We start from the raw sequence: 12,724 nt of genomic DNA on the forward strand, positions 1-12,724 counted from the left end.
TACAAATTTTATTTATTTACGGTTATATATTTATATCTCTTTTGTGTTGTTTTTTTGTAACAATGTTGATGTTGTGCAATGTTTATTGTTAAAAAATATAAAAATTAAAAAAAACTTTTTTTTTTATAAGATTAAGGCTTGCCCCGAGCGTTGCAAATGGGTAATTCCAAGAGAGAGCTTTGTAATTTAGGGGCTGGGTGTTTCTATTTCAAAATCGTGATTATAGAAATTATTAATTAAAGTTTGATTAAAAGCATATAAAGTTTTTGCTGTCGGGAGTGGTGGATGTTTTCTCGTCTGTTCGGTTTTATGTCTGCAGACATGGCGATCGATCTTGGAACTGCTAATACATTGGTGTATGTCAAAGGTCGTGGAATAGTTTTGAATGAACCTTCAGTGGTTGCGATTGCTGAAGTTCGTGGGAAAAAACAAGTTTTAGCAGTGGGTGAAGAAGCCAAAAATATGGTGGGACGTACTCCTGGCAATATTACTGCTATTCGTCCTATGCGCGATGGGGTTATTGCTGATTTTGAAGTCGCAGAGGAAATGATTAAGCATTTTATTCAAAAAGTGCATAATCGTCGTATGTTTGCCAGTCCTCAGATTGTTATTTGCGTGCCCTCTGGATCGACAGCGGTCGAAAGACGTGCTATTCAAGAGAGTGCGGAAGGCGCTGGTGCACGCAGAGTTCTGTTGATTGAAGAACCAATGGCTGCAGCAATTGGTGCAGGGTTGCCTGTGACAGAACCTTCCGGCAGCATGATCGTTGATATTGGCGGTGGAACTACCGAGGTAGCTGTGATTTCATTGGGTGGTATTGTCTATTCTCGCTCGGTGCGCGTCGGTGGTGATAGAATGGACGAGGCTATTATTGCATATATTCGTCGTCATCATAATTTGCTGATTGGTGAAACGTCTGCTGAAAAAATTAAGATGGAATTGGGGGCGGCGATAGCAACCCCTTCTGCTGATGGTGGTCCTTGGCGCGAAGTCAAAGGACGTGACTTGATGAACGGTGTGCCAAGAGAAGTCTTGGTGTCTCAAGAGCAAATTGCGGATAGTTTAGCTGAACCCATCGCACAAATTGTCGAAGGTGTATCTGTTGCACTAGAAAACACACCGCCTGAATTAGCTGCAGATATTGTTGATAAAGGGATTATGTTAACGGGTGGCGGCAGTTTATTAGCACGTTTTGACGATGTTTTGCGTCAAGCAACAGGATTGCCAGTTATTCTTGCGGAAAATCCTTTGGACTGTGTTGCACTCGGTACCGGTCGTGCCCTAGAAGAAATGAAACGACTTAGAAATATTCTAACAACAATGTATTAAACTAAATTTGTTCATTGAAGCAATTTTATTAATTGAATAGTGTGTGTTGATTGAACACACACTATTTATATATTCAAGTAAACAACTGTAACTGTTGGTTGTCCAAATGATCCCTTTATCTATTCATCTTAAACAAGGCTTGACAAAATTAGTATTACCATTTTTGTTCGTAATGGCTTGTTTAGTTATGCTAATAGGACAAGCTAAACCCAAATTGGTGGAGGCAATGCGTCTAAAGGTGACAGATTTTTTGGCTCCTGGATATGCTTTAATAGAAGAACCCTTTAATTTCATTTATAATCTTGCACATAGCCTTAAGGATATCCAAAATTTATCGACAGACAATAAAAAATTAAAAGAAGAAAATTTACAGCTTCGACGTTGGTACCACGTTGCTATGGGGCTAAGTGAAGAAAATATTAAATTAAAAAATCAGTTACATTGGATACCAGAGCCCAGGTTGTCTTTCGTCACAACCCGTGTCGTTGCAGATGTAAGTGGCGTATACCACAAAGCTATTCTAGTCATTTTAGGTGAAGATCACGCCGTAAATCCCGGTCAAGTTGTTTTGGATGGGTTTGGACTAATTGGCAGAGTCACCGAAGTTGGAAATAGATCGGCACGCATATTACTAATTAATGATGATTCTAGTCGTATTCCCATACGCCTGTCTGAATCACATGCGCAAGCAATAATGGCTGGTGATAATAGTTTATATCCTAGACTGATTTTTTATCCAGAAGATAAACATCCTATTGAAGGAGAAAAAGTGTTAACCGAGGGGCAAGGGGATACTTTGCCTGCGGGAATTCCAATTGGGTATGTTCATTATATAAAAAAAGGACAGCCTGTCGTTGTTCCATATCTACCCTTAGACCATCTTAGAATCGTCAGAATTGTTGATTATGGAAATAAAGAGGTTACGCCTCCAGATGCACCTGGACGAATTACACCTTCGAATAAAAGAGTGAGACAAGGTCCCGTTGCAAGTCCTACAATGCTTGAACGTGATGAACAATGATAAAAAAAGAGAATACACATACTATTATAAATGATCGTAAAAGTCCTGGTATACGACCAGCATTTAATAGATTCCAACGTATTGACATGTTGGTTCGTTCGTTTGTACCCATGCTTTTTTCAATTTTTGTAATATTATTTTTATCGATACCGTTTGATATTCCTGGCAGAAATGAGTTATTGCCTGCGATTATTGTATCTTCCGTTTATTTTTGGTCTATCTACAGACCTAAATCAATGCCTGCGATTGGGGTTTTTTTTCTAGGATTATTGATTGATCTTTTAAATTTTACACCGCCAGGAATAGTAATTTTAATATTATTGATTATTTATGGTATAGGCGTGACACAACGTTTTCGCTTGGTAAAGTACAATTTTTTATTGATTTGGTTAATATTTTCTTTTGCTGCAACGGGAGTATTTTTGTTGCAATGGGTTTTAATATCTGCGTTTAGTTTAAGAATAGTGCCTTATTATTCATTTTTGTTCGAAATAATTTTTTCAATTGGCATTTATCCTTTGCTGTCTGTTTTATTTACGTGGGCACATCAAACGATTGCAAATCCTGCGAAAGTATAAGTTTTACAGTTGAAATGAAAAAAAAGAAACTCTCTCGCGGCAGTAAGCAAGCACAACAAGACGTTCATTCTTCGCGCCGTGTGTTTACGCGCAGAGCCCTATTATTGATAGCAGCGCAAACGGGAATTTTATCTTTATTAGCTAATCGTCTTTATAAATTACAAATTACTGAGGGCGATAAATATATTAAAATGGCTAAAAATAATTTGATTAGTAAACGGTTGTTATCTCCACCTAGAGGGAGTATTTATGATCGTTATGGAGATGTGCTTGCGAATAATAAAATTAGTTGGCGAGCTTTATTAATTCCAGAAGAAACAAGTAATTTATCCGATGTTATTGAGCGTTTTAGTCAGTTTATTACGTTAGATGAACATGATTATGCACGTATACAGTGGGCAGTCGATCATCAAAGACGTTTTATTCCAATTATGTTAAAGGATTTTTTATCTTGGGATGAAATGGCTATGATTGAAGTGAACTCACCCACTTTACCAGGGGTATTGATTGATACTGGCACAAAGCGTGTTTATCCAACAGGCCCTCTATTAGCCCATTTGGTAGGGTATGTCGCACCTCCTAATGAAAAAGATGTAGCTGCAAATTCATTTTTGGCATTACCTGGTATACGTGTTGGTCGAGCCGGTATTGAAAATACTCAAGATGACGTGTTGCAGGGAAAAGCAGGAGAGGTAGAGGTAGAGGTTGATTCTGTTGGGCGTATCATTACAACAATTGGCAGAAAAGAAAGTGTACAAGGGCAAGATATCCAACTAGCAGTTGACATGCAATTACAACAAGATGTTGTCAATTTAATCGGGGAAGAATCCGCCAGTGCTGTTATATTGAATTGTCAAAATGGCGAAGTGATGGCGATGGTCAGTAATCCATCCTTTGATCCATCTTTGTTTGACAGTGGGGTTAGTCATGCACAATGGAAAGCATGGATGACTGATGAACGTAATCCTTTGATGGATAAAGCAGTTGCTGGATTGTATCCTCCTGGGTCTACATTCAAGCCAGCGGTCGGACTAGGGGCGTTGGAAGCTGGAACTATTAATGAAAACGTGCGTATTAATTGTCCTGGCTATTATGATTATGGAGGCACAAGGTTTCATTGTTGGAACAAATATGGTCATGGGTCTTTGAATCTTCATGAGGCATTAAAATATTCTTGTGACGTTTATTTTTATGAAGTGGCACGCCGTACTGGAATGGAGGCGATCCATAAGACTTGCCAAAAATTGGGGTTAGGTGTGTCTTTACCTATTGAGCTAACTCATGTGAAAGCAGGATTGATCCCAACACCTGCATGGAGGGAAAAACACGGGCATCATTGGAATATTGGGGATACCATTGTCAGTGGGATTGGCCAAGGATTTGTGCATGTTTCGCCTTTGCAGTTAGCAACTTATACTGCACGGATGGCAACTGGTAAAATGATTAATCCCCATTTAGTTCGCGCAAGAGACCATAATCTTATTCCAGAAGCAAATTCTGAATTTTGGAAACCAATTGATATTAAGCCAGAATTTTTAAAGATGGTACGCTCTGGGATGTATGCTGTTGTAAATGAACCCAGAGGGTCTGGGGCAAAAGCGAAGATTGATTATAATGGTATATTATTAGCAGGGAAAACAGGAACGGCTCAGGTCAGAAGAGTATCAAGAGCATTGCGTGAAAGCGGTCATTTTAATTCTGCGAATTTACCTTGGAAATATCGTCCTCATGCTTTATTTATTTGTTTTGCACCTTATGATAATCCGCAATATGCGATTTCTGTTGTTGTGGAGCATGGGAATGCGGCTGCTTCTGTTGCGGCACCTTTGGCAAAAAATATCATGTTGAAAACCCTTCAACGAGATCCAGCAAATAAAGCAACAAGAGCAGAGCAAACAAAACCTGAAGAGCCAGAAGAGCCCAAATCTTCCGATCAATAAATATCGATACGCTTTATCTAATTTCTTTAATAAGAGTCAAATATATGGTTTTTGAAAAACGTTTATTAAGAGCAGAGCCAAACTTAAAGATATTAGGTAAATTATGGCGTATTAATTGGCTATATGTTGGATTAATTTGTCTGTTAGCAGGTGTGGGTTATATTGCGCTTTATTCAGCGGCTGGTGGTGCTGATTATCCTTATGCACGCCCTCAGATGATGCGTTTTGCGGTGGGATTTATTGTTATGATCTCGGTAGCTGTAACCCCATTAAGGTTTTTAGCAAAATTGGCGTGGCCCTTATATGGTTTGGGCATTGTGTTGCTATTGGCTGTTTTACATATGGGTCATGTTGGCAAAGGGGCGGAACGTTGGATTGTTATCGGAGGGATCGCTTTACAACCCTCGGAATTAATGAAAATTGGGTTGGTTTTGTTATTGGCAACTTGGTTTCATAAAATTAGTTGGAAGCAGATGGGAAACCCTTTGCGTTTAATTATCCCAGCAATTTTGGTCTTAATTCCAGTTGCCTTAATCTTAAAGGAACCCAATTTAGGAACAGCAGTGATTGTAGGTTGTATTGGGGCGTCGATCTTCTTTGTTGCGGGGATGCGTTTATGGCTTATTTTGTTGCTAGTATGCCCTTTACCATTTGCGTTTGAATTTATTTATAGTCATTTACATGATTATCAAAAAGCAAGAATTACAACCTTTTTACATCCAGAAAGTGATCCTTTGGGGGCAGGGTATAATATTATTCAGTCTAAAATTGCTTTGGGATCGGGGGGAATGTGGGGACAAGGCTTTTTACATGGAACTCAAGCACAACTAAATTTCTTACCTGAAAAGCAAACCGACTTTATTTTTACGATGTTATCAGAAGAGTGGGGATTTGTCGGTGGTATTTGTATTATTGGATTATTGTTAATGATAATTCTGGGGGGAATGATTTTTGCGATACGTTCAAAGAATCAATTTGGTCGTTTATTAGCATTGGGACTAACGATGAATTTTTTCTTTTACTGTGCTGTTAATCTTTCAATGGTGATGGGGGCTATTCCTGTCGGGGGTGTACCTCTACCGATGGTGTCTTATGGTGGTTCTGCGATGTTGACGGTGATGTTTGGCTTTGGGCTATTATTATCGGTACAAGTTCACCGAGACTCGACTTTTGGTATGGAAAAAAAAAGTAAAGATTAGTAAAGTGCCAAACATATTGCCACCGACCTTAGAGATAAGTGCTGCTTATAAACAAAGCCTTTATCAAGCAGGTTCTGTAGTAACCAGAATTAATCAATATCCTAAAGGCATTCCAGCTAAATTACATCAATCAACTTTGATTATGTTAAGTGCTTATAATCCTGGGGGGCGTTTAAGACTTTTGGGTTGGAATATAAAAATGATGCGAAAGCTCGAGCAAGAATTAAAGCAATATGAATATTTTATCGGTAAAGGATCTTTAAAAGAGGTGTCTGAACCTCTTTTTATGGTGGTGCTTTCTTTGCCAAAAGCTGTTGTTTTAGCAAGAAAATTTCGTCAGAATGCCATTGTGATGATCCGTCATCAACGTTTATCTAAACTGACATTTCTCGCTTAAATTGGGATTAAAATAGCATCATAATTGCGAATTGAGGTTGGATAAAATCATTCGTGTTATGTCCGTTGACAGTTAAAGCAGTACCGACGATAGCACCAATTTTGGGTGTCCAATTATACTCAATGGCTGGAGCTATTTGGATATCGTGAGATGCCCCAGTTATATTACGATTATAAACAGCGTTTTTATTTGTACCTCGTATTCTAGTTCCACGTGCCCAATCATAGACAAAATCAAAAGAAAACAGCCATTCTTTATTAAAACCATATTCCACAGAAAAACCGGTATTGCCAAATAAACCTGGTCTTGCGTTCCCTTGATATCCTAAGGAAGTGCCATAATTGCTTATATTTTTGATATTGACGGAGTTTAATGGTTGCCTACCAACTCCCCAAACGCGAATACGTAACGCTCGATTAAATATTTTATAAGCAGCTTGTGATTGAAGACCGAAACGAACAGTATATGTGCCATTACCAGCCCCATCCAGAGAGCGCCCTAAATTGGAATAGTTGCCCGTTGGAAAAGTCATTCCTAAGATTGTGGTTAGACTAGGTATATATTTTGGATTATTTTGGTCAATCAAGCGATATTGTAATTCAACAGGCAGATCAGCAAAATGCAAGCTGCTGGCGGTGGTGCGTCCATTCCATGCATAACGAATTTGAGGGGTACTTTGAACCGAAAAATGATTGGTAACGGCATATTTTACTAAAGTAAAATTAATAAAATTATCTGTTCTATTTTTACTATTTTGTACATTACCATTTGATAAATATCGACCACGGCTAATCGTTATTTGGGCATAGGGTTCAATAGCCCATAAACCTGCTGTTGTCATAGCCCCAGAGGGGGATAACAAAGAGCCTGTATAACGTTGCTCATTCAAAGTATTAGTGGTTTGTTGAGAGGGTGGCGTTACTTGAGCATCGGCATTTGTAAGGATTGTATACGAAATAATACAAACAGTTTGAATATATAGTATATAGCGATATTTGTTGATGGATATCATATAAGATCCCTGATACGTAACAATTTTAAATAAAATTAATTATTACCTGATATAATCAACAAGGAAATAGTTATCTATCACTATTAAAGTAAAGTTGAAGTGTGAAATAGTTGGCTATTAATTTAAGAAAGAAAATTGAATATCGAATGATCTTTCTTAAATTTAATTTATTAAAATGCAAAGTTTATGGCGAATTGAGGTTGAACAAAATCGTTAGTGTTATGACCGTCAATGGTTAATGCTGCCCCAACAATGGCACCAATAGTTGGTGTCCAGTTATACTCTATTGCTGGTGCAATTTGAATGTCATGAGAAGCGGCACTGACGTAACGTTCGAATGGGCCATTGGTATAAGCACCTCTCATCCTTGTCCCTTTCGCCCAATCATATTGGAAATCAAAGGCTAGAACCCACTCTTTGGTAATACCATATTCTAAAGAAAAACCCCAGTTACCGTATAAACCCGATTTGGCATTTCCTCTGTATCCGATATCAGTGCCATAATTGCTGATGCCACGAATATCAGCAGAGGTTAATGGTTTTCTAGCCACTCCCCATAATCTGACCCGTAAAGCATGGTTATTGATATCATAGGCTGCTTGGCTTTGTACGCCGAAACGTAATGCATAAGAACCACTTCCCGCTGCGTCAAGTGCTCTACCAAGATTCGTGTAATCTCCTGTTGGAAAGATCATGCCAAGATAAGTCGTAAAGCTTGGTATATATTTTTTGTTATTTTGATCAATCCATCGATATTGAAACTCCACAGGTAAATCGGAAAAATGAACAGTACTCGACGTTGTTCTGCCATTCCAATAATAGTTCACTTGAGGTGTAATTTGGACGCTAAGATTATTCGTCACGCCATATTTGATCAATAGAAAGCTGTCGGCAGAGTCTGTTCTGTATTTATTACTTCTGACACGACCATTATTCAAATATCCTCCACGACTGATGGTGGATTGAAAATATGGCTCCATCATCAGTGCGCCAGCTTGTGTTACCGCACCAGAAGGAGAGAGCAAAGATCCAGTATATCTTTGAATATCCAAAATACTGACATTAGATGATTTATTTAGTGTCGTTGTATCAGTAGCTGCATTTGTTGAAGGAACAGGTGTAATCGCAGAAAAATCTTTTGTTAACTTAGCATGGCTGCTGGGTGCTAATGCGCATAAAAAGCCCATAGATAAAAAAGAGATTTTAAATTTTTGAGTATAATTTGAGGATAATGTTTGTGAAGGGTCTTTAAATAAAAAACGCATCAGCCTGTCTCCAAAAATGGGGAAAAAATTAAGGTTGAAACGATGAGCAATCGTTGAGTAGTAACAGAATATATCAAGCTAATGAATATAAAATAAAAATACTATATGAAAAAAAACATACAGATTTTATTTCTGACAGCTTGTGTGAATATACAACACAATAATTCGTATTATGTGAATTTATATAGAAATAATACTTAACTATTCAAGATTATATGTAAATTTTAAGATATTAGTTATCGGCATCCTTTGGGCGATGACCAACAGTAGTAACGATATTAAATTTTCGTTTATTGCGTTTGATTAGCAATTCTATTTTTGAGCCAGGATGAGCCATGGCGACTGTTTTCATAAAAGTACGAACGGTATCAACATGTTGTGAATTAATCATTTCAATTCGATCTCCAACTTTGATTTTTGCATCATAAGCAGGACCTTTGGCATCGATGTCAACGATACGTACGCCATCACGTCTGTCGTCATCGCCCAAAGTCACCCCAAGCCATCCACGATCAATAAATCCAGTTTTACAAAGTTGGGTAACGATAGGGGCAACGATTTCGGAGGGAATACCAAAACCAATCCCGACAGAACTTCCCGTTGGTGAAACAATTGCGGTGTTTAATGCAATAACTTGCCCTGCTAGGTTAAAAGAGGGGCCACCTGAATTTCCAGGGTTCATTGGGGCATCAAGTTGTAAAAAATCATCAAAGGGACCCGATCCAATGTCTCTACCTCGAGCAGAAACAATCCCAGCTGTGACAGAAGATCCCAGTCCAAAAGGGTTTCCTGTGGTTAAAATCCAATCGCCGACTTCAACTCTTTTGCTATCTCCCCATTTGACATAAGGCAAAGGATGATGTGCATTGATTTTAATAACGGCAATATCAGTTAACGAATCATTTCCGATCACTGAGGCAGGAAGTTGTGTTCCATCTTGCAACGAAACGGTTATATCACTTGAATCACCAATAACATGAGTATTGGTGACAATAATTCCACTGGGATCAATAATAAACCCAGACCCAGCTTCTGTTATTTTTTGTTGTTGTTGGTGTTGCCTTTGTCGAAATTCTTTTTCTAGTGGTGTTCCTCTGACAGAGGGAGGAATAATTATTTTCTTGGGATGTTTAATGGGTACATTTTGAGAAACAGCAATATTAACAACTGCAGGAACGACTTTTTTTACCAATGGGGAAAAAGTCAATGGTCCATATTCCACCAATAAAGGTGAGGTCTTTGCTAATTCATCAGAAGGAATAATTTTTTCAGGAGCAGGAGCAGGAGCAGGAGCAGGAGCAGGAGCAGGAGCAGGAGCAGTGTTTTCCTTAACAATCTTGTCTTTTAAATCTTGCTTTTGTTCTTGTGCGCCAGCAGAGTAAGCATATAAAGCAGCCAGGACGCTCGATATACCTATCAATAAGATAGTTTTATATGCGATGTGAGAATAGGGAAATGAAGAGGATTTAAACAGTTTCATTAGGATTTACGCTCTGTTGCAGAAGAAATGCTTCCAGGGTTTTCTGGCCAATGATGCTTTGGATACCGTCCTTTCATATCTTTTCTCATATCTTTCCATCCTTCGTTCCAAAAAGTTTGTAGATCACTGGTAATCGCTTGTGGACGATTAGCAGGGGATAATAAACAACATTGTAATGTAATTTGCCCTTTGGCAATGCTGGGAGTAGTGTTTATACCATAAAAATATTTGGCTGGTGCAGAAATTGTAGGTCTTGATTGCGTATAATCAATATAAATTTTGTGATTATTGAATGAGATAGATTTTGGTAAGAGCTTATTCAGTTCTTGACAGAGTGTATATCCCAAATAGGCTTCCAGCATTTCTACGACATTGAGTTGTTTGATTTCCGCAAGATTAGTGATGCCATTCATCCAGGGAAGAAGCCATTCTTTACATGTTTTTGCTAATACATCATCAGATAAATTGGGTGAAGCTGAAAATCCAAAGTCAGATTGGGCGAGGGCATATCTGGCTTGTAATTGTTTGCTATGTTCATTCCAATCAAGGGGTTTCGATAAATTATTTGCAACAACCTGTAGCAAGATAGGCACAGCTTCTTTAGAGGAGGCAGGGATATTGCGATCTTGTAAAGTTAATCTGCCAAATTTTAGGCGTTCACGTAGAATAACTTTGCCACTGATACTATCTAATGTTGTTTCTTGCTCAATCTCAGCACGTTGATCGATAAAATTGGACAATGCTTGTAATTTAACAGGAAACGCCAAGCAAATATTGGTGCGTTTATACACATGAACGCTGGCAACCGCTAACAAACTTTCTTTTGCAAAAGGGTCTTGAGGGGATAAATGCGCTGCCCCACCGCCAGCCAGTCGAAAAGATCCAATTTCACTGCGTCTTTGAGCCAAACGATCAGGAAAAGCTGCACAGATAAGTAAAGATGGGTTAAGTGCAGGGGGGTGAGTAGCAGAAATACGTAGTCTTTTACGATAATCTTGGCTAATTTTACGAATGCGATGCCATAATCCTTGGTCATTTTTTGAATTTGGCTGATTGCGCATCCATATTAAACGAGATTGAATATCAACCGATGCAGGTTCTTCGTGACGCAAAGGATCTCGTTCTTCTAATAGTGCAGCGATATCAGCAGCCAGAGCTTTTTCTTCATCGGATTGTGCGCTTAACATCATGCTGGCTAATCTAGGATGGGCACCAAATTGTGCAACTTTTTGACCAAAAGGAGTGATATGATTTTTTGAGTTCAAACATCCTAATAAAACTAATAGCTCTTTTGCAGCTTCGATGACACCCAAAGAGGGTTTTTCAGGAAAAGGAATATCAGTGATGTCTGTTCCCATAATATCTGACCATGTCTGACAAACCAGTAAAAATTCACTAAGTTCAGCTTCGAGTATTTCAGGGCGGTCATGTAGTGGTAAGCTACGTTCTGTGGCTTGTGTCCATAATTTATAAACAACACCTGCACCCTCACGTCCTGCACGCCCCGCGCGTTGGGTTGCAGCAGCTTTTGAAATACGTTGCGTTTGCAAGCGTGTTAATCCTGTATCTGCATTTAACTGAGGTAATCTGCGATATCCGCCATCAATCACAATGCGCACACCTGGAACTGTTAGAGAGGTTTCTGCAATAGAGGTTGCTAGAACAATGCGGCGTGGTGTTTGAGGTGTGACTGGGCGCAGGGCTTTATCTTGCTCTGTAGCAGGCAAATCACCATAAAGTGGAAGGACCTCAGCATTGGGCAGAGAAAGAAGATTCATTGTTTTATGGATTTCCCCAGCTCCAGGAAGAAAGGCGAGAATATTGCCTTGTTCTTCTTTATAGGCTTCGGTAATTTGTGCAGCCATGACAGAGGGAAGGTCTCTGATATGGGTTAAATCTCTTTTGCGATGATGTGTCGTAATGGGATAATAGTCTGTCTTACTTTCGATAATATCGCATTGCAGAATTTCTTGTAAGTTTTTCAAAGATGGCGTTGCCGACATTGCTATCAGGCGAAGGTCAGGACGTAGATTTTGTTGTAAATTACGGCATAGCCCTAAACATAAATCAGCATCTAATGAGCGTTCATGGATTTCATCAAAAATTATTCCAGCAATGTCATCTAATAGAGGGTTATTGAGCAAATGTCTTAAAAATAATCCTTGGGTAACGACTTCTATTTCAGTATTGGCACTGACTGCTTTATCCATACGGGTTCGATACCCGATTTTTTGTCCAATTTCTTCATTTAACAAATAGGACATTTGCCTTGCTGCTGCTCTGGTGGCAATACGGCGAGGTTCCAGCATAATCAGCTTTTTTCCTTGTTTCCAAGGCGCATCCAATAATGCCAACGGAACAAGGCTGGTTTTACCTGTTCCAGGAGGGGCAACTAAAATCACATTTGAATGTTGATTCAAATATTCATAGAGATCGGGAAGTGTATGTTGGATAGGAAGTGAAATATTTGATATACTAAACATAGAATTTGTGACGACAAAAT

10 protein-coding genes are annotated in these 12,724 nt (G+C 38.8%); 6 read left to right on the plus strand and 4 right to left on the minus strand.

What is annotated here, in order from left to right:
- The first annotated feature begins 285 nt into the window (after positions 1-285).
- From PQG54_RS01615 to PQG54_RS01640, 6 genes are all read left to right on the plus strand, one after another.
- Positions 286-1,329 (plus strand): rod shape-determining protein, encoded by a 1,044-nt coding sequence (locus tag PQG54_RS01615; protein ID WP_271789213.1) that lies wholly within the window; start codon positions 286-288, stop codon positions 1,327-1,329.
- A gap of 106 nt (positions 1,330-1,435) precedes the next feature.
- Entirely contained in the window at positions 1,436-2,350 is a 915-nt protein-coding gene (gene mreC, locus PQG54_RS01620) for a rod shape-determining protein MreC (RefSeq protein ID WP_271789212.1), read from the plus strand.
- Positions 2,347-2,928 (plus strand): hypothetical protein, encoded by a 582-nt coding sequence (locus PQG54_RS01625; RefSeq protein WP_271789211.1) that lies wholly within the window; start codon positions 2,347-2,349, stop codon positions 2,926-2,928. The genes mreC and PQG54_RS01625 overlap by 4 nt, the downstream gene beginning before the upstream one ends.
- Before the next feature lie 14 nt (positions 2,929-2,942).
- On the plus strand, positions 2,943-4,868 hold the full coding sequence (gene mrdA / locus PQG54_RS01630) for a penicillin-binding protein 2 (protein WP_271789210.1): 1,926 nt from the start codon (positions 2,943-2,945) through the stop codon (positions 4,866-4,868).
- A 44-nt stretch (positions 4,869-4,912) separates the two neighbouring features.
- Positions 4,913-6,067, plus strand: a complete 1,155-nt coding sequence (gene rodA / locus PQG54_RS01635; protein ID WP_271789209.1) for a rod shape-determining protein RodA — start codon at positions 4,913-4,915, stop codon at positions 6,065-6,067.
- A gap of 4 nt (positions 6,068-6,071) precedes the next feature.
- Complete coding sequence (locus PQG54_RS01640) at positions 6,072-6,464, plus strand: DUF3293 domain-containing protein (RefSeq protein ID WP_271789208.1); 393 nt, start codon at positions 6,072-6,074, stop codon at positions 6,462-6,464.
- 7 nt (positions 6,465-6,471) lie between these two features.
- Here the strand turns inward: PQG54_RS01640 and PQG54_RS01645 are convergent, their stop codons facing one another.
- The 4 genes from PQG54_RS01645 to hrpB all read right to left on the minus strand — a co-directional run bounded on the left by PQG54_RS01645 (position 6,472) and on the right by hrpB (position 12,704).
- Complete coding sequence (locus PQG54_RS01645) at positions 6,472-7,476, minus strand: hypothetical protein (RefSeq protein WP_271789207.1); 1,005 nt, start codon at positions 7,474-7,476, stop codon at positions 6,472-6,474.
- A 170-nt stretch (positions 7,477-7,646) separates the two neighbouring features.
- Positions 7,647-8,741, minus strand: a complete 1,095-nt coding sequence (locus PQG54_RS01650; RefSeq protein WP_271789206.1) for a transporter — start codon at positions 8,739-8,741, stop codon at positions 7,647-7,649.
- Between the two features lie 232 nt (positions 8,742-8,973).
- Complete coding sequence (locus PQG54_RS01655; RefSeq protein ID WP_271789205.1) at positions 8,974-10,221, minus strand: S1C family serine protease; 1,248 nt, start codon at positions 10,219-10,221, stop codon at positions 8,974-8,976.
- Complete coding sequence (hrpB, locus tag PQG54_RS01660) at positions 10,221-12,704, minus strand: ATP-dependent helicase HrpB (protein WP_271789204.1); 2,484 nt, start codon at positions 12,702-12,704, stop codon at positions 10,221-10,223. The genes PQG54_RS01655 and hrpB overlap by 1 nt, the downstream gene beginning before the upstream one ends.
- Between the last annotated feature and the right edge of the window lie 20 nt (positions 12,705-12,724).

It is taken from the genome of Commensalibacter communis (genome assembly GCF_947179015.1).
GTDB lineage: Bacteria > Pseudomonadota > Alphaproteobacteria > Acetobacterales > Acetobacteraceae > Commensalibacter > Commensalibacter communis.

Coding starts and splice junctions, on each gene's coding strand:
- hrpB (WP_271789204.1), bottom strand. CDS start 12,704: ATGTTTAGTATATCAAATATTTCACTTCCTATCCAACATACACTTCCC.
- PQG54_RS01655 (WP_271789205.1), bottom strand. CDS start 10,221: ATGAAACTGTTTAAATCCTCTTCATTTCCCTATTCTCACATCGCATAT.
- PQG54_RS01650 (WP_271789206.1), bottom strand. CDS start 8,741: ATGCGTTTTTTATTTAAAGACCCTTCACAAACATTATCCTCAAATTAT.
- PQG54_RS01615 (WP_271789213.1), top strand. CDS start 286: ATGTTTTCTCGTCTGTTCGGTTTTATGTCTGCAGACATGGCGATCGAT.
- PQG54_RS01645 (WP_271789207.1), bottom strand. CDS start 7,476: ATGATATCCATCAACAAATATCGCTATATACTATATATTCAAACTGTT.
- mrdA (WP_271789210.1), top strand. CDS start 2,943: ATGAAAAAAAAGAAACTCTCTCGCGGCAGTAAGCAAGCACAACAAGAC.
- PQG54_RS01625 (WP_271789211.1), top strand. CDS start 2,347: ATGATAAAAAAAGAGAATACACATACTATTATAAATGATCGTAAAAGT.
- rodA (WP_271789209.1), top strand. CDS start 4,913: ATGGTTTTTGAAAAACGTTTATTAAGAGCAGAGCCAAACTTAAAGATA.
- mreC (WP_271789212.1), top strand. CDS start 1,436: ATGATCCCTTTATCTATTCATCTTAAACAAGGCTTGACAAAATTAGTA.